This is a genomic window from Diaphorobacter sp. MNS-0 (genome assembly GCF_019602835.1).
GTDB lineage: Bacteria > Pseudomonadota > Gammaproteobacteria > Burkholderiales > Burkholderiaceae_C > Diaphorobacter > Diaphorobacter nitroreducens.
Genome location: NZ_CP080761.1, coordinates 2,348,145 through 2,364,233 on the forward strand (window position 1 = coordinate 2,348,145; position 16,089 = coordinate 2,364,233).

General features: G+C 63.9%; 16 protein-coding genes and 1 tRNA gene. 5 read left to right on the top strand and 12 right to left on the bottom strand.

Annotated features, from left to right (window positions below; translation table 11 throughout):
- Positions 1-8: 8 nt before the first annotated feature.
- The 7 genes from K2L43_RS11165 to K2L43_RS11195 all read right to left on the bottom strand — a co-directional run bounded on the left by K2L43_RS11165 (position 9) and on the right by K2L43_RS11195 (position 9,165).
- Positions 9-2,108, bottom strand: a complete 2,100-nt coding sequence (locus K2L43_RS11165; RefSeq protein ID WP_220637568.1) for a 3-hydroxyacyl-CoA dehydrogenase NAD-binding domain-containing protein — start codon at positions 2,106-2,108, stop codon at positions 9-11.
- A gap of 192 nt (positions 2,109-2,300) precedes the next feature.
- Positions 2,301-2,996: an ABC transporter ATP-binding protein gene (locus K2L43_RS11170; RefSeq protein ID WP_015913514.1), complete on the bottom strand. Its 696-nt coding sequence runs from the start codon at positions 2,994-2,996 to the stop codon at positions 2,301-2,303.
- Positions 2,997-2,999: 3 nt separating this feature from the next.
- A complete protein-coding gene (locus K2L43_RS11175) occupies positions 3,000-3,782 on the bottom strand; it encodes an ABC transporter ATP-binding protein (RefSeq protein ID WP_011804953.1) in 783 nt (260 codons plus the stop codon).
- Positions 3,782-5,119 (bottom strand): branched-chain amino acid ABC transporter permease, encoded by a 1,338-nt coding sequence (locus K2L43_RS11180; RefSeq protein WP_047351385.1) that lies wholly within the window; start codon positions 5,117-5,119, stop codon positions 3,782-3,784. Before K2L43_RS11180 ends, K2L43_RS11175 begins: the two co-directional genes overlap by 1 nt.
- Positions 5,120-5,125: 6 nt before the next feature.
- The gene (locus K2L43_RS11185; protein ID WP_011804951.1) at positions 5,126-6,079 is read right to left on the bottom strand and encodes a branched-chain amino acid ABC transporter permease; all 954 of its coding nucleotides are present in this window, start codon (positions 6,077-6,079) and stop codon (positions 5,126-5,128) included.
- Positions 6,080-6,154: 75 nt separating this feature from the next.
- Positions 6,155-7,390 (bottom strand): branched-chain amino acid ABC transporter substrate-binding protein, encoded by a 1,236-nt coding sequence (locus K2L43_RS11190; RefSeq protein ID WP_103737959.1) that lies wholly within the window; start codon positions 7,388-7,390, stop codon positions 6,155-6,157.
- A 137-nt stretch (positions 7,391-7,527) separates the two neighbouring features.
- Positions 7,528-9,165 carry a 3-(methylthio)propionyl-CoA ligase gene (locus tag K2L43_RS11195; RefSeq protein WP_220637569.1) on the bottom strand — a complete coding sequence of 546 codons (1,638 nt, stop codon included), beginning with the start codon at positions 9,163-9,165 and terminating at the stop codon, positions 7,528-7,530.
- Between the two features lie 172 nt (positions 9,166-9,337).
- On the opposite strand from K2L43_RS11195, the gene K2L43_RS11200 reads away from it, so the two are divergent.
- The 5 genes from K2L43_RS11200 (at position 9,338) to K2L43_RS11220 (ending at position 12,920) form a co-directional block, all read left to right on the top strand.
- Entirely contained in the window at positions 9,338-10,825 is a 1,488-nt protein-coding gene (locus K2L43_RS11200; RefSeq protein WP_220637570.1) for a YdiU family protein, read from the top strand.
- Positions 10,822-11,235 (top strand): peptide-methionine (R)-S-oxide reductase MsrB, encoded by a 414-nt coding sequence (gene msrB / locus K2L43_RS11205; protein WP_011804947.1) that lies wholly within the window; start codon positions 10,822-10,824, stop codon positions 11,233-11,235. Before K2L43_RS11200 ends, msrB begins: the two co-directional genes overlap by 4 nt.
- Positions 11,232-11,792 (top strand): septation protein A, encoded by a 561-nt coding sequence (locus K2L43_RS11210; RefSeq protein WP_103737961.1) that lies wholly within the window; start codon positions 11,232-11,234, stop codon positions 11,790-11,792. Before msrB ends, K2L43_RS11210 begins: the two co-directional genes overlap by 4 nt.
- On the top strand, positions 11,789-12,067 hold the full coding sequence (locus K2L43_RS11215) for a BolA family transcriptional regulator (protein WP_011804945.1): 279 nt from the start codon (positions 11,789-11,791) through the stop codon (positions 12,065-12,067). Before K2L43_RS11210 ends, K2L43_RS11215 begins: the two co-directional genes overlap by 4 nt.
- A gap of 67 nt (positions 12,068-12,134) precedes the next feature.
- Entirely contained in the window at positions 12,135-12,920 is a 786-nt protein-coding gene (locus K2L43_RS11220; RefSeq protein WP_015913520.1) for a peptidylprolyl isomerase, read from the top strand.
- Between the two features lie 50 nt (positions 12,921-12,970).
- On the opposite strand, the gene K2L43_RS11225 is transcribed toward K2L43_RS11220, so the two are convergent.
- The 5 genes from K2L43_RS11225 to K2L43_RS11245 all read right to left on the bottom strand — a co-directional run bounded on the left by K2L43_RS11225 (position 12,971) and on the right by K2L43_RS11245 (position 16,028).
- A complete protein-coding gene (locus K2L43_RS11225) occupies positions 12,971-13,741 on the bottom strand; it encodes a heparan-alpha-glucosaminide N-acetyltransferase (protein ID WP_220637571.1) in 771 nt (256 codons plus the stop codon).
- Positions 13,742-13,888: 147 nt separating this feature from the next.
- Positions 13,889-14,041, bottom strand: coding sequence for a hypothetical protein (locus tag K2L43_RS11230; protein ID WP_172207115.1), 153 nt, complete (start codon positions 14,039-14,041; stop codon positions 13,889-13,891).
- 173 nt (positions 14,042-14,214) lie between these two features.
- A tRNA-Pro gene (locus K2L43_RS11235) sits at positions 14,215-14,291 on the bottom strand.
- A gap of 63 nt (positions 14,292-14,354) precedes the next feature.
- A complete protein-coding gene (gene infA, locus K2L43_RS11240; protein ID WP_011804941.1) occupies positions 14,355-14,621 on the bottom strand; it encodes a translation initiation factor IF-1 in 267 nt (88 codons plus the stop codon).
- 237 nt (positions 14,622-14,858) lie between these two features.
- On the bottom strand, positions 14,859-16,028 hold the full coding sequence (locus K2L43_RS11245; RefSeq protein WP_220637572.1) for an HPP family protein: 1,170 nt from the start codon (positions 16,026-16,028) through the stop codon (positions 14,859-14,861).
- Positions 16,029-16,089 lie beyond the last annotated feature (61 nt).

Consider the following 16,089-nt stretch of genomic DNA (forward strand, 5'->3'; position numbering starts at 1 on the left):
ACGGGCGCTCAGGCAAAGGCCTTGCCTTCGGCGGCCAGCCGGGCCAGCAGCGGCGCGGGCTCCCAGGCGCGTGCGTCATCCAGCGGGTTGCGGGCAAAGCGCTTCATGGACTGCACCACGTTGAACAGGCCCACTTCGCTGGCGTAGTGCATGGGACCGCCGCGGTGGATGGGGAAACCGTAGCCGGTCAGGTACACCATGTCGATGTCGCCCGACTTGCTGGCGATGCCCTCTTCCAGGATCTTGGCGCCCTCGTTGACCAGCGCATAGACCAGGCGCTGCACGATCTCCTCGTCGCTCACCTTGCGCGGCGTGATGCCCAGGGCCTTGCGGTGCTCCTCGATCATCTGGTTCACCACGTCGCTGGGAATCGCGTCACGCTTGCCAGCCTGGTAGTCGTACCAGCCCGCCCCGGTCTTCTGGCCGAAGCGTCCCATCTCGCACAGCAGGTCGGCCGTCTTGCTGTACTTCATGTCGGGCTGCTCGACGGCGCGGCGCTTGCGGATGGCCCAGCCGATGTCGTTGCCGGCCAGGTCGCCCATGCGGAACGGGCCCATGGCGAAGCCGAACTTCTCGATGGCCTTGTCCACCTGCTCGGGCGTGCAGCCTTCGTCCAGCAGGAAGCCGGCCTGCTGGCTGTAGCGCTCGATCATGCGGTTGCCGATGAAACCGTCGCACACGCCGGAGACCACGGCCGTCTTCTTGATCTTCTTGGCCAGGGCCATCACGGTGGCCAGCACGTCCTTGGCCGTGGCCTTGCCGCGCACCACTTCCAGCAGCTTCATCACGTTGGCGGGACTGAAGAAGTGCATGCCCACCACGTCCTGCGGACGCTGGGTGAAGGCGGCGATCTTGTCCACGTCCAGCGTGGAAGTGTTGGACGCCAGGATGGCGCCGGGCTTGGCCACGGCGTCGAGCTGCTTGAACACGGCTTCCTTCACGCCCAGTTCCTCGAACACGGCCTCGATGATCAGGTCGCAGTCCTTCAGGTCGGCATAGTTCAGCGTAGTGGACAGCAGGGCCATGCGTTGCTGGTACTTGTCTTCCTTGAGCTTGCCCTTCTTGACCTGGGCTTCGTAATTCTTCTGGATCGTGCCGATGCCGCGGTCCAGCGCCTCCTGCTTCATCTCCAGGATGGTCACGGGGATGCCCGCGTTCAGGAAGTTCATGCTGATGCCGCCACCCATGGTGCCCGCACCGATCACGCCGACCTTCTTGATGTCCCGCTTGGGAGTCTCGGACGGGACGTCGGGGATCTTGCTCGCGGCACGCTCCGCAAAGAACAGGTGGCGCAGCGCGCGCGACTCGGGCGTCCACATCAGGTTGATGAACAGCTCGCGCTCGTACGCCAGGCCGTCGGCAAACTTGCGCTTGGTGGCCGCCTCCACGGCGTCCACGCACTTGGCGGGCGCGGGGAAGTTCTTGGCCATGCCCTTGACCATGTTGCGCGCGAACTGGAAGTACGCATCGCCCTCGGGGTGCTTGCACGGCAGGTTGCGTACCAGCGGCAGCGGGCGCACGTCCGCCACGCTTCGGGCGAAGGCCAGCGCTTCCTCGGCCAGCGATTCGGGCGACGCGGCCATCTTGTCGAACAGCTTCTGGCCGGGCACGGCGCCGATCATCTCGCTCTTGACCGGCTCACCGCTGACGATCATGTTCAGCGCTGCCTCCACACCCACCACGCGCGGCAGGCGCTGCGTGCCACCCGCGCCGGGCAGGATGCCCAGCTTCACCTCGGGCAGCGCCACGTTGCAGCCGGGCGCGGCCACACGGTAGTGGCAGCCCAGGGCCAGCTCCAGCCCGCCGCCCATGCAGACGGTGTGGATGGCAGCCACCACGGGCTTGGTGCAGTTCTCGACAGCGTTGATGACGGAGTGCAGATTGGGCTCCTGCAGCGACTTGTCGGTGCCGAACTCCTTGATGTCGGCGCCGCCCGAGAAGGCGCCGCCCGTGCCGGTGATGACGATGGCCTTGACGGCCGCGTCGGCCTGGGCGCGATCGAGGCCATCGACGATGCCCTGGCGCGTGGCCAGGCCAAGCCCGTTGACGGGCGGGTTGTTGAGGGTGATCACGGCCACGTCGCCGTGGACCTGGTATTCAGCCGTCATGCTGTCGTTCCTCTTGAATCTCGGGTGGATGAAAGAAAAGTACGCTCGTGCGTTTTTAGTACGCAAGTCTAGAGGCAGGGGTCGCAGTTTTTTGTCTCAGCCGGGACAAGCACGCCGCGCACACCGACATCTAACTATCCTTTTGATAGCTGACAGCGCTCATCCACAATGGGCTAAAGGCCAACCAAGCCCTCAAACCTCCAGCCACTCCTTGCGTACATAGCTGTTGGCACGCAGCTCGTCGGGCGTGCCCTGAAAGACGATGCTGCCGTGCCCCATGACCAGCGCGCGGTCGGAGATGGTCATGGCGATGGTGAGTTTTTGCTCGATGAGCAGCACGGAGATGCCCCGCTGCTTGAGCCGCGTGAGGTACTCGCCCACCAGTTCGACGATTTTGGGCGCCAGCCCCTCGGTGGGCTCGTCGATGATGATGAGGTCCGGGTCGCCCATGAGCGTGCGGCACAGGGTCAGCATCTGCTGCTCGCCGCCGGACATGACGCCCGCCTCGATGTTGCGGCGCTCCTTCAGGCGCGGGAACATCTCGTACATGTCGTCAAAGCTCCAGCGGCTATCCCTGCCACTGCCCTTCTGGCCCAGCAGCAGGTTCTGGTGCACGGTGAGGTTGGGAAACACGTCGCGGCTTTCGGGCACGTAGCCGATGCCCAGATGGGCGATCTCGTAGGCCTTCCTGCCATTGAGGTCCTGGCCCTTCCACTGCAGCGTGCCCTGCCAGTCCACCAGGCCCATCACGGCCTTGGCCGCGGTGGAGCGGCCGGAGCCGTTGCGGCCCAGCAGCGCGACGATCTCGCCCGGCTGCACGTCAAATCCCACGCCGTGCAGCACATGGCTCTTGCCGTAGTAGGCGTGCAGGTTCTCGACTTTCAGCATGTCTCAATGTCCCCCGGCCTGCTGCGCGGCAATGACGGAGCCCAGGTAGGCTTCCTGCACGCGCGGGTTGGCGCGCACGTTCTCGGGCGTGTCGAAGGCGATCACCTCGCCATACACCACCACGGCGATCTTGTCGGCCAGGCCGAAGACCACGCCCATGTCGTGCTCCACGGTCAGCAGGGTGCGGCCCTGCGTGACCTCCTTGATGAGGTGGATGAAGCGCGTGGTCTCGCTCTTGCTCATGCCCGCAGTGGGCTCATCCAGCAGGATCACGCTGGCGCCGCCGGCAATGGTGATGCCGATCTCCAGAGCGCGCTGCTCGGCATAGGTCAGGTTCATGGCCAGGGTGTCGCGCTTCTTGTCCAGCTTGATCATCTCCATGAGCTGCGTGGCCCGGTCGTTGGCATCCTGCAACCTGGACAGGAAGCGCCAGAACGCATAGCGGTACCCCAGGCTCCACAGCACGCCGCAGCGCAGGTTCTCGAACACGCTGAGCTTGGGAAAGATGTTGGTGATCTGGAAGCTGCGCGACAGCCCCATGCGGTTGATCTCGAAGGGCTGCTTGCCGTCGATGCGCGCGCCGTGCAGCAGCACTTCTCCGCTGGTGGGCGCGAACCGCCCGCTGACGAGATTGAACAGCGTGGACTTGCCCGCGCCGTTGGGTCCGATGACGGCCACGCGTTCGCCGGGCCGTACCGCCAGGTTGGCGCCGCGGATGATCTCGGTCTTGCCGAAGCTCTTGCGCAGGTCGCGCAGCTCCAGCGCATAGGTTGCCTGGTCCGCCATCAGCCTGCCTCCCCACGCTTGATCTCGTGCTCGATCTCTTCCTGGATCGCGCCCCACTGCCGCATGAACTGCCTGCGACAGAGTTCGAACAGCCCTACGCCAGTCACCAGCACGAAGCCGGCGCCGAACCAGCTCGCCACGCTCTTGGCGTTCAGCGTCGCCCCCAGAAACTCCAGCTGCGGCCCCAGCGCCTCGTTCAGCTGCAGGTGATAAGTCATTTCGATCATCGCTGCGGCCCCCAGCACCGCCACCAGTGCCGTTCCACCCAGCGCCAGGTAGGCGCTGATGATGCCGCGCAGCTTGCCGTACTTGGCCAGGCGCAGATTCATCATGATCAGGCTGGCAATGCCGCCGGGCGCATACATGACCATGAACAGGAACACCAGGCCCAGGTACAGCAGCCAGGCCTTGGACAGCTCGGACAGCAGCACCGACGCCAGCACCAGCAGCACAGCGCCGATGATGGGGCCGAAGAAGAACGTGGCCCCGCCCAGGAAGGTGAACAGCAGGTAGCTGCCCGAGCGCACCACGCTCACGCTGTCGGCGGCCGTGACGATCTCGAAGTTGATGGCCGCCAGCGCCCCGCCGATGCCCGCGAAGAACCCGGCGATGATGAAGGCGAAGTAGCGCACGCGCTGCGTGTTGTAGCCGATGAACTCCACACGCTCGGGGTTGTCGCGCACGGCGTTGAGGATGCGCCCCAGCGGCGTGCCCGTGAAGGCGAACATGGCGGCCGTGCACACGAAACAGTACGCCGCGATCAGGTAGTACACCTGGATCGCCGGGCCGAACGTGATGCCCAGTACCGGCTGGCCGTACACGCGGTCCGTGGTGATGCCACCTTCGCCCCCGAAGAACTCGGGGAACATCAGCGCCATGGAGGCCACGAGTTCGCCGATGCCCAGTGTGATCATCGCGAAGGTGGTGCCGGACTTCTTGGTGGTGACATAGCCCAGCAGCACGGCGAAGAACATGCCCGCCAGCCCTCCCACCAGCGGCATCAGCACCAGCGGGATGGGCAGTCGCCCGTCGCTGGCCATGTTGATGGCGTGCACCGCCAGGAACGAGCCCAGGCCGGTGTACACGGCGTGGCCGAAGCTCAGCATGCCGCCCTGCCCCAGGAGGATGTTGTACGACAGGCAGATGATGATCGCGTAGCCGATCTGCGACAGCATCGTCAGCGCCAGGCTGCTGGTGAACAGCTGGGGCGCCACGACGAGCGCCAGGGCAAACAGGCTCCAGATGACGATGCGCCCCACATTCAAGGGCTTGAAGCGGTAGTACCGCACGGCGCCCCCGGCGGCCGCGGTCGAAGGTGCAGAGGAAGTGGTGTGCATGGCCTTTCAATCCTCCCGCGTGCCCAGCAGGCCCTTGGGCCGGAAGATCAGGATCAGAACGAGGAACAGGTACGGCAGGATCGGCGCCACCTGCGAGATGGTGAGCTTGAATAGCGGATAGCCAAAGGTCTGTTCGGTGACCTGCACGCCCAGGCGGGCGAAGGCATGCACCAGCGAATAGTCCAGCGCCACCGCAAAGGTCTGCACCAGTCCAATGATGAGTGACGCCAGGAACGCCCCCGCCAGCGACCCCATGCCCCCGACCACCACCACCACGAAGATGATGGAGCCCACCGAGGCCGCCATGGCCGGCTCGGTCACGTAGGTATTGCCGCCGATCACGCCGGCCAGCCCCGCCAGCGCGCAGCCGCCGCCAAACACCAGCATGAACACGCGCGGCACGTTGTGGCCCAGGGCCTCCACCATGTGCGGATGCTTGAGCGCCGCCTGGATCACCAAACCGATGCGGGTGCGCGTGAGCAGCAGCCACACCGACAGCAGCATCAGCACCGCCACCAGCATGACGAAGGAGCGCGACTTGGGAAACTGCGTGCCGTACAGGGTGAAGAGCGGCCCCTGCAGTTGCGCAGGCAGGCCATAGGGCACGGTGGAGCGCCCCCACACCAGCTGCACCACCTCCAGGATCAGGTACGACAGGCCAAAGGTGACCAGCAGCTCGGGCACATGGCCGAACTTGTGCACGCGGCGCAGCGCATAGCGCTCGAAGACCGCGCCCAGCGCCCCCACCAGCAGCGGTGCCACCACCAGCGCGGGCCAGAAGCCGATGGCACCCGACAAGGTGTACGCAAAGTACGCGCCCAGCATGTAGAAACTGGTGTGCGCGAAGTTGAGCACGCCCATCATGCTGAAGATCAGCGTCAGCCCCGAACTCAGCATGAACAGCAGCAGACCGTAGCTGACGCCGTTGAGCAGGGAGATCACGAAAAACTCAAGATTCATCGCAAGACCGCGCAGCAGGTGAAAAAAAGGCCCGAGGAGACTCGGGCCCCAAAGGTCGTCCCACCAGGAACTACATCAGGAAGGCCGCTTCATCTGGCACGACGTGGGCGTGCTGGCCACATAGGGCTCGTAGTACTTCACCGGCACGAAGGTGTAGCCGGTGTTCTCGGCATCGCGGGGATACTTGTCGCCCGCCTTTTCCCAGCGGGTCACGAACAGGCCCTGCTGCAACTGGTGGTCGGACTTGCGCATCTCCACTTCGCCGTTGAAGCTGTTGAACTTCATGCCTTCCATCGCAGCAGCCACCTTCACGGGGTCGGTGGACTTGGCCTTCACGAAGGCGGAATCCAGCATGGAGAAGGCGTGGTACACGGCGCCGGTGTACATGTCGTCGTTGAACTTCTTCTTGTAGTCGCCCACGATGCGACCGATCTCGCCCGGCAGGTTCAAGTGGTTGTACGACACCATGTACACCCGGCCCGCGGCACCTGCGCCCATGGCCGTGGGGCTGCCCGTCACCCCGCCGTAATAGGTGTAGAAGTTCACGTTGTTCAGGCCCGCATCATTGGCGGCCTTGATGAGCAGCGCGAGGTCGGAGCCCCAGTTGCCCGTGATCACCGTGTCCGCACCCGACTGCTTGATCTTGGCGATGTAGGGCGCGAAGTCGCGCACCTGCGCCAGCGGGTGCAGGTCGTCGCCCACGATCTGCACGTCAGGGCGCTTGCGCTTGAGGTTCTCCTTCGCGTACTTGGAGACCTGATGTCCGTGCGAATAGTTCTGGTTGATCAGGTACACCTTCTGGACCTCAGGATGGTCCTTGATGAAGGTGGTCATGGCCTCCATCTTCATGGAGGTGTCGGCATCCAGGCGGAAGTGCCAGTAGCTGCACTTGCTGTTGGTGAGGTCAGGGTCCACCGCCGCGTAGTTCAGGTAGACGACTTCCTTGCCCGGGTTGCGCGCGTTGTGCTTTTCCAGTGCGTCGATGATGGCCAGCGCCGGGCCCGAACCATTGCCCTGTACCACGTAGCGCGCGCCCTGGTCCATCGCGGAGCGCAGTGCGCTGGTGGTCTCCTGCGGGCTGAGCTTGTTGTCGATGCCGATGATCTCGAACTTCACGCCCGACGCGTTCTTCTTGTTGAACTCCTCGGAGATGAACTGGAAGCTCTTGAGCTGGTTGGTGCCCACCGCGGCCATGAGGCCCGACAGCGGATCGAGCCAGGCGATCTTGACGGTTTCCCCTTTTTGGGCGAATGCGCCACCAGCACATGCAAATACTGCGCTAGCAGCTACCATTTTGATAGCGAACTTCATGCCTCGTCTCCTTGTGAGAATGAATACGCCGCAGCGTACAAGGGATGCAACGAGGCGCCGTTCAGGGATTGCCCCTAGCAGCTATCACCCATGTGACCGGCGCGCAGGAACAGTCCCTTGCGCGCCGGCCGGCGCGCTCACAGGCCGGGCAACTGATAGCCCGCCAGTTGCTCGCGCAGGCGGGTCTTGAGCATCTTGCCGGTGGCGCCCAGCGGAATCGCATCGACGAACACCACGTCATCGGGGATCTGCCACTTGGCGGTCTTGCCCTCGTAGAACTTGAGCAGTTCCTCGCGCGTGACCTGGGCGCCCGGACGCAGGGCCACCACGACGATTGGGCGTTCATCCCACTTGGGGTGCGGCATGCCGATGCAGGCAGCCATCGCCACGGCGGGGTGCGCCATGGCGATGTTCTCGATGTCGATGGAGCTGATCCATTCGCCGCCGGACTTGATCACATCCTTGCTGCGGTCGGTGATCTGCATGAAGCCGTCCGGGTCGATGGTGGCCACGTCGCCCGTGGGGAACCAGCCCCGGCCCTGCTCGTCCTTGACGAGCGGGCTCTCGCCCTTGTAGTAGCTGTCCAGGATCCAGGGGCCGCGTACCAGCAGGTCGCCATAGCTCTTGCCGTCCCAGGGCTGCTCCTGGCCATCGGCGCCGACGATCTTCATGTCCACGCCATAGATGGCACGGCCCTGCTTTTGCAGGATGTGCATCTGCTCGTCCTTGCCCATCTGCAGGTGCTTGTTCTTGAGCGTGCACAGCGTGCCCAGCGGGCTCATCTCGGTCATGCCCCAGGCGTGCAGCACGGACACGCCGTACTCGTCCTGGAAGGCCGTGATCATGGCGGGCGGGCAGGCCGACCCGCCGATGACTGTGCGGCGCAGGGTGCTGAACTTCAGGCCCGCGGACTTCACATGGTTGAGCAGCATCTGCCACACGGTGGGCACGCCCGCGGCAAAGGTCACGCCTTCGGCCTCGATGAGGTCATGGACCGACTTGCCGTCCAGCGCCGGGCCGGGGAATACCACCTTGCAGCCCGTGAGGGCCGCCGAGTACGGGATACCCCAGGCGTTGACGTGGAACATCGGCACCACGGGCAGCACTGCGTCGCGCGCCGAGAGGTTCATCACATCGGGCAGCGCAGCGGCATAGGCATGCAGCGTGGTGGAGCGGTGGCTGTACAGCGCCGCCTTGGGGTTGCCCGTGGTGCCGCTGGTGTAGCACATGCTGGACGCAGAGTTCTCGTCGAACGTGGGCCACTGGTATTCGGCCGACGCGCCGCCGATCCAGTCTTCATAGCTGGTGAGGCCGGGGATGCCCGAGTCCGCAGGCAGCTTGTCGCTGTCGCACAGCGCCACCCATTTCTTGACCGTGGGGCACTTGGCATGCACGGCCTGCACCAGCGGCAGGAAGGTCATGTCGAAGCACAGCACCTGGTCCTCGGCATGGTTCACGATCCAGGCGATCTGGTCGGGGTGCAGGCGCGGGTTGATGGTGTGCAGCACGCGGCCCGAGCCGCTCACGCCGAAGTACATCTCCATGTGGCGGTAGCCATTCCAGGCCAGCGAGGCCACGCGGTCGCTGAACTGCAGGCCCAGCGCATCCAGGGCATTGGCCAGTTGGCGCGAACGCCGGGCCAGGTCGCGATAGGTGTAGCGATGGATGTCCCCCTCCACGCGGCGCGAGACGATTTCCCCGTCGCCATGGTGACGCTCGGCGAACGAGATCAACGAGGAAATCAAGAGAGGTTGGCTCTGCATCAGGCCCAGCATGGATGCTCCTTTGGTAATGAATTGTGGGTGTACGAAGACTGCGCCATCGTAGCGGGGAACATGGGGTTTTCCAGCCACGGAGCCATCCGGAGAAATCCCACGTTCGCGCCGGCCCCCGCGCACAAGGCCTTGGCCCAGGGCGGGGCATAGGGGCCCGGGGGACAATCCCCGCATGACGTTTGCCCCCACCCCTGACGCTACCCCGGTCGCGCCACTGGTGCCCGCCTGGCTGCCGGGCTTCGCCGCGCTGGGCTCGGCCTTCTTCACGCCGCTGCGCCCCACTCCCCTGCCCCAGCCTCACTGGGTGGGCACCAGCGCCGAGGTAGGCGCCTTGCTGGGCCTGCCCGAAGCCTGGCAGCAGCGCGACGACGCACTGCAGGCCTTCACAGGCAACGCCCTGCTGCCCGGCAGCCAGCCGCTGGCCAGCGTGTACAGCGGCCACCAGTTCGGCGTGTGGGCCGGCCAGTTGGGCGATGGCCGTGCCATCCTGCTGGGCGAAACCGCCACAGGCCAAGAGGTGCAGCTCAAGGGTAGCGGGCGCACGCCCTATTCGCGCATGGGCGACGGCCGCGCCGTGCTGCGATCGTCGATCCGCGAATTCCTGTGCAGCGAAGCCATGCATGCGCTGGGCATACCGACCACGCGCGCGCTGTGCGTGACCGGCTCGCCCGCGCCCGTGCAGCGCGAGGAGGTGGAAACCGCCGCCGTGGTCACGCGCGTAGCGCCCAGCTTCATCCGTTTCGGCCACTTCGAGCACTTCGCGGCGCGCGGCCAGGAAGCCGAGCTGCGCGCCCTGGCCGACTACGTGATCGACCGCTACTACCCCAACTGCCGCCGCTCGCAGGAATGGGAAGGCAGCGCCTATGCCGCACTGCTGCATGCCGTGAGCGAGCGCACCGCTGCACTGCTGGCGCAATGGCAGGCCGTGGGTTTTTGCCATGGCGTCATGAACACCGACAACATGAGCATCCTGGGCCTCACGATGGACTACGGGCCTTTCCAGTTCCTGGATGCTTTCGACCCCGGACACATCTGCAATCACAGCGATGTGCGCGGCCGCTACGCCTTCGACCGCCAGCCCAGCGTGGCGTACTGGAACCTGTTGTGTCTGGCCCAGGCGCTGCTGCCGCTGATCGGCGAGGTGGACACGGCGCGCGCCGCGCTGCAGTCGTACGAAGGCAGCTTTGGCCGGCAGTTCCTGGCGCGCATACGCGCCAAGCTCGGCCTGCAGCAGGCGCGCGAAGGCGACGCCGCTTTGGTCGATGGCCTGTTGCGGCTGCTGGCCGCCGACCGCGTGGACTACCCCATCTTCTGGCGTCGGCTGTCCGGTGCAGTAGCCACGGAGGATTTCGAACCCGTGCGCGATCTGTTCCTGGACCGTGCAGCTCTGGACGCCTGGTTGCTACAATATAAGGAGCTATTAGCGCTTGATGGATGGGCGCTAGCAGCCGATTTGATGCATAAAACCAATCCACGCTTCGTGCTGCGCAACCACCTGGGCGAACAGGCGATTCGCGCCGCGAAACTCGGGGACTTCTCCGAACTCCAAATATTGCAAAGGTTGCTGGCGCGCCCCTTCGACGACCACCCGGGGCACGAGGCCTACGCCGGCTTTCCGCCCGACTGGGCGTCCTCCATCTCCATCAGCTGTTCCTCATGACCTACCCCATCCAGAAAACCGAAGACGAATGGCAGGCGCTGCTGCAGGCCAAGGGCGCCGAGCCCGCGGCTTACCAGGTCACGCGTCACGCGGCCACCGAGCGGCCCTTCAGCGGCAAGTACGAAGGCCACTGGGCCGACGGCAGTTACCACTGCGTCTGCTGCGGCGCCAAGCTGTTCGACTCCGACACCAAGTTCGACGCGGGCTGCGGCTGGCCCAGCTTCTCGCTTGCCGTGCCCGGTGCCATTCGGGAGATCGAGGACCGCAGCCACGGCATGGTGCGCACCGAGACCGTGTGTGCACAATGCGGGGCCCACCTGGGCCATGTCTTCCCCGACGGCCCGGCTCCTTCGGGTCTGCGCTATTGCATGAACTCCGCCTCGCTCGATTTTGAACCCCCGGCGCCATGAAACTGCTCATCGACTTCTTTCCGATCATCCTGTTCTTCGCCGCATTCAAGGTCTGGGGCATCTACGTGGCCACGGCCGTGGCGATTGCCGCCACCGTCGTGCAGATCGGTTACATCCGCCTCAAGCACGGCAAGGTCGAACCCCTGCAATGGCTGAGCCTGGGCGTCATCGTGCTGTTCGGCGGCGCCACCCTGCTGGCACACAGCGAAACCTTCATCAAATGGAAGCCCACCGTGCTCTACTGGCTCATGGGCGGCACCTTGCTCGTCGGCCAGTTGATGTTCCGCAAAAACTTCATCCAGTCACTCATGGGCGCTCAGATCGATCTGCCCGCGCCCGTGTGGCGCAACCTGAACTGGGGCTGGACGGGCTTTTTCGCCACCATGGGTGTGCTCAATCTGTGGGTGGCCTACAACTTCGACACGGACACCTGGGTGAACTTCAAACTGTTCGGTGGCATCGGCCTGATGTTCGCCTTCGTCATTGCCCAGGCGCTGTACCTGAGCCGCCACGTCAAGGATGAGGGCGATGCCGCGCCCAAGGACCTGCAACCATGAACACCACGCCCTCCATCGCTATCACGGCAGAGGCCATGGCCGAACGCCTGCGCGCCGCACTATCGCCCACCCATCTGGAAGTGGTGGACGAAAGCTGGCAGCACGAAGGCCATGCCGGCGCCAATGGAACCGGGTTTGGCACCCATTTCCGCGTGCGCATCGCGTCACCGTTATTTACAGGCAAGCGCAAGGTTGCACAGCATCGCCTTGTGTATGATGCGCTGCAGATTTTCATTGACCAAGGCGCCCACGCCATTGCCATTGAAACTCTCTGAAACAACCCCGATCCAAGGGCGTTGCAGCCAGTCGTCTGCAGCCTATTTCCCAATCAGTGGATTCCCAATGAAGAAAAAGCTCTTGTCCGGCCTCGTGGCCGCAGCCGTGCTGGGCACGATGGCATTGCCCGTTGCCGCGCAAAACCTCGCCATCGTCAATGGCAAGGCGGTTCCCAAGGAACGTGCCGAAGTCCTGAAGCAGCAGGTGGAGCGCTCGGGCCGCCCGGTCACGCCCGAACTGGAAAACCAGATCAAGGAAGAAGTAATCGCCCGCGAGATCTTCATGCAGGAAGCGCAAAAGCGCGGCCTGGAAGGCTCTGCCGATTACAAGGCCCAGATGGAGTTGGCGCGCCAGACCATTCTGATCCGTGAACTGTTCGTGGATTTCCAGAAGAACAATGCCGTGACCGATGCCGAGATCCAGGCCGAGTACGACAAGTTCGTGGCCGCCAACGCTGGCAAGGAATACAAGGCCAGCCACATCCTGGTCGAAAAGGAAGACGAGGCCAAGGCCATCATTGCTTCCATCAAGAAGGGTGGCAAGTTCGAGGACATTGCGAAGAAGCAATCCAAGGACCCCGGATCCGGCGCCCGCGGTGGCGACCTGGACTGGGCCAGCCCGAGCAGCTACGTGGCTGAGTTCACGGAAGCGCTGGTGAAGCTGGAGAAGGGCAAGATGACCCAGACTCCCGTGAAGAGCCAGTTCGGCTGGCACGTCATCCGCCTGGACGATGTGCGCGAAGCCCAGCTGCCGAAGCTGGAAGAGGTCAAGCCCCAGATCGCCCAGCAACTGCAGCAGCAGAAACTGGCGAAGTTCCAGGAAGACCTGCGCGCCAAGGCCAAGGTGGAGTAACCACTACAGGCGCCTCACGCACGACAACGCGGCCTTCGGGCCGCGTTTTTTTATGCCCGCCCCGCCAGCCAGCCTGCCAGCAACAGTCCTCCGATCAGGACGGGCTGGTGCAACATGTAATAGCTGAGGCTATAGCGTCCCAAACCAGCCAGGGGCGCTACCACACGCGGCAACGGGCGGGACAGCCAGCCGTCCGAGCGCACAACGAGCCACTGCCCCGCCGCCATCCCCCACCACATGACGCCCAGCCACGGAAAGAGCGGCACATAGTCCTCGGTAAAGGGTTTTCGCGAAATCCAGCCCAACCAGTTGAGGCCCCGCCCATTGAATAGCGGCGCCCATTCTGAAAGAGGCCCCTGCAGCGCCCAGCCTGCGACCCAAGGCGACACCAGTGCCAGCAGCCCGGCTAACCACAGCCACCTGCCCCATCCCGCCGTCAGCCGCGTGATGACGAGCATCACTGCCATGCCGTGCAGCACACCAAAGTAAATGAAGCTGCGCGGGAACATCTGAAAAGAGCCAACCGTTACCAGCAATGCACAGGCCGTGATCTGGCTCCAGCGACGGGCGAAACGCGCCCACCCAACCTGACGTTGCCAAGCCACCGCTTGTCCCAGCCCCGCACATCCCAGGAACAGACTGACGATGAGGGTTCGCTGCACAGTCCACAAGGGATCTGCCCGGAAGTCCTGGGGCCAGTAGCCAAAATGGCTGAGGTCGAAGCAGAAATGGAAGGCCGTCATCCATACCATGGCGAACCCGCGCAATGCGTCCAGTCGGTCATGGCGTCTCTCGGCAGTTTTTTGAGCGATCGTCAGCAAAACGCGTCCCACAAGTCCAGGAAAAAGGCTGGCGCTACAAGCCAGCCTTCAATGATCCCCCTCTCCAGTACTCGGCCGATCAGGACAACCCAGCAACCAGAGGGAGGGGCCAAATTATGGGGTGCGTATCACGGCGACGCCGCCGCATTAAGGTTTCTTTGCAGACGTTGGCTCGTTCACCAAATTCATAGCAGGCTCCTCGTAGTTGTTGAAATGTCCACGGTCGCGTGCGCGTTGTTTCTGGTCTGCCGCCAGCCTTTCGGAAAGAGGCGCCGTACCAAATACTGCTTCTTCAGACATGCTTCTGCTCCTGCAATGAAAAAATCATCCTAGGAAGACAGGAACGGCACTGATGTAAGACGGTCCCGGGGAAGCCCAGCGGGAATTGTCTGTCACCTAGCCAGCGAACATGACAGTCCGCAAAATCAAAAACAAAAGGGGTTAGGTCAATAGACCTAACCCCTTGATTCAATTGGTCGGAGCGGCGGGATTCGAACTCGCGACCCTCTGCTCCCAAAGCAGATGCGCTACCAGGCTGCGCTACGCTCCGACAGCTGGCATTCTAACCTGCCAGATTCTGTTCACCGCCAAAAATCGGCGGTATTTGTCACACTCAGCGATTGCCAGATGACGAGCCGGTGCCCGGCCCAGGGCCGCGCCCTGCAAGGTGACGGAAAGTGATACGGCCCTTGGTCAGGTCGTAGGGCGACATTTCCAGCGACACCTTGTCGCCTGCCAGGATGCGGATATGGTGCTTGCGCATCTTGCCGCCGGTATAGGCGATGAGTTGGTGGCCGTTGTCCAGCGTCACGCGAAAGCGCGAATCCGGCAGGACTTCGGTCACGCTACCCTGCATTTCAATCAGTTCTTCTTTGGCCATGTGTGTGGTCAGTCTCTTGATAACAATTATCTATGGCGGCGCCTGGAAAAAGCCGATGCGTCCACTAACCCAAGGGCCGCATCGGCCCTTGAGGGGCTCGAAGCAAGGTGCAATGCAGGCAGGTGAGTTGCTGCACCAAAGGCGCAGGAGGCCGTAAGGCCGGGGAAACGGCTTCAATGGACAGGCGAAGCGCTGTGCATAAGCGGCGGAATTGTACTGCGATGTCGAAGCCGGGCCCTATGGCCGGGCAACCGCGGCAGCCAAGGTCTTCACAAGGTCCGTCTGCGTGATGATGCCAACCAGTTCCTGCGCATCGTTCACCACCGGAATGTGATGGTGCCCCGCCTCGGAGAACAGAGGCACCAGATCCATCACATGCTGTTCAGACAGCACCTGCTGCACGGGAGACGACATCAGGCCTTGTACTTGCTCGGGACGTTTGGGCCGCCCCATGATGAGCGAGCGTAGACGCTGGCCCATGCCCTCATGCATGTCCAGATTGGCCAGGCGCATGAAGTCTGCCACCGTGACGATGCCGACCACCCTGCGCGCCCCGTCCACTACCGGCAACGCCTTGACGGCATGCTTGCGCATGAGCGCCCAGGCATCCTTGAGGGGCGTCTCGGCAACCACCGCATGCACCGGTGATGACATGATCTCGCCGCATCGCAGCTCGCCAAGCGTGCGCTGGAAGGCGGCTTTGCCAGCCAAGTGCAAAAGCCCCTTCAGGTCGGCGCGACTGACATCCAGCACTTGGTTGTAGTGCGATAAGGCGGCATCCAAATCCGCCGAGATGAAAGCGCCAGATTCCTTATGCGCGGCCCCCCGCGCTCTTTGTGCATGCGGATAGCTGCGCCCGGTCAAGTGATTGAAGGCCATCCCCATCAACACCAGCGCCAGCATATTGAGCAGCACCGGAAATACCGCAAAAGCCGCGCCGTCCTGCGGATTGAGCACAGCGAACAAGGCCATCGCCCCGCCGGGGGGGTGCAGGCAGCGCAATGCCAGCATGACCGCCACGGCAAGTCCCACGGCTGCGCCGCAGGCCAGAGCGACGTGGGGAACCAGCGTGGCGCAGGCAACGCCTACCATGTACGACAGCACGCTGCCCGCCAGCACTGGCCACGGCTGGGCGAGGGGGCTGGACGGCATCGCAATGATGAGCACCGCACTGGAGCCCAGGGAGGCCACCATCCACGGGACCGGCAGGCCAGCCCCGAACCAATGCGCAACCAGCGCCACCACGGCCACGCAAAGCGCGATACCCGACACCATGCGCAAGCGTTCGCGCTGATTGACGCCTGCAGGCGCCGGCCAGAAAAGTCGCAGCCAGCCAGCGACGCGCCGTAAGGCTGACGTCGGCGGCTCTACCGCAGCGTCTGTGCGAGGGAATGGGGGTGCAGACATGAATGGGAGAAGGCGCCAAGCCGCGCAGAGAATCGGCACGGCGGCCGTTGCTCGAGGAAGC

What these genes read in the sequence shown, in the direction of transcription:
- K2L43_RS11220 (WP_015913520.1), top strand. Translation starts at nt 12,135, where the DNA reads ATGAAGAAAAAGCTCTTGTCCGGCCTCGTGGCCGCAGCCGTGCTGGGC.
- K2L43_RS11170 (WP_015913514.1), bottom strand. Translation starts at nt 2,996, where the DNA reads ATGCTGAAAGTCGAGAACCTGCACGCCTACTACGGCAAGAGCCATGTG.
- infA (WP_011804941.1), bottom strand. Translation starts at nt 14,621, where the DNA reads ATGGCCAAAGAAGAACTGATTGAAATGCAGGGTAGCGTGACCGAAGTC.
- K2L43_RS11210 (WP_103737961.1), top strand. Translation starts at nt 11,232, where the DNA reads ATGAAACTGCTCATCGACTTCTTTCCGATCATCCTGTTCTTCGCCGCA.
- K2L43_RS11195 (WP_220637569.1), bottom strand. Translation starts at nt 9,165, where the DNA reads ATGCTGGGCCTGATGCAGAGCCAACCTCTCTTGATTTCCTCGTTGATC.
- K2L43_RS11165 (WP_220637568.1), bottom strand. Translation starts at nt 2,108, where the DNA reads ATGACGGCTGAATACCAGGTCCACGGCGACGTGGCCGTGATCACCCTC.
- K2L43_RS11215 (WP_011804945.1), top strand. Translation starts at nt 11,789, where the DNA reads ATGAACACCACGCCCTCCATCGCTATCACGGCAGAGGCCATGGCCGAA.
- K2L43_RS11185 (WP_011804951.1), bottom strand. Translation starts at nt 6,079, where the DNA reads ATGAATCTTGAGTTTTTCGTGATCTCCCTGCTCAACGGCGTCAGCTAC.
- K2L43_RS11200 (WP_220637570.1), top strand. Translation starts at nt 9,338, where the DNA reads ATGACGTTTGCCCCCACCCCTGACGCTACCCCGGTCGCGCCACTGGTG.
- K2L43_RS11245 (WP_220637572.1), bottom strand. Translation starts at nt 16,028, where the DNA reads ATGTCTGCACCCCCATTCCCTCGCACAGACGCTGCGGTAGAGCCGCCG.
- K2L43_RS11190 (WP_103737959.1), bottom strand. Translation starts at nt 7,390, where the DNA reads ATGAAGTTCGCTATCAAAATGGTAGCTGCTAGCGCAGTATTTGCATGT.
- K2L43_RS11180 (WP_047351385.1), bottom strand. Translation starts at nt 5,119, where the DNA reads ATGCACACCACTTCCTCTGCACCTTCGACCGCGGCCGCCGGGGGCGCC.
- K2L43_RS11230 (WP_172207115.1), bottom strand. Translation starts at nt 14,041, where the DNA reads ATGTCTGAAGAAGCAGTATTTGGTACGGCGCCTCTTTCCGAAAGGCTG.
- msrB (WP_011804947.1), top strand. Translation starts at nt 10,822, where the DNA reads ATGACCTACCCCATCCAGAAAACCGAAGACGAATGGCAGGCGCTGCTG.
- K2L43_RS11175 (WP_011804953.1), bottom strand. Translation starts at nt 3,782, where the DNA reads ATGGCGGACCAGGCAACCTATGCGCTGGAGCTGCGCGACCTGCGCAAG.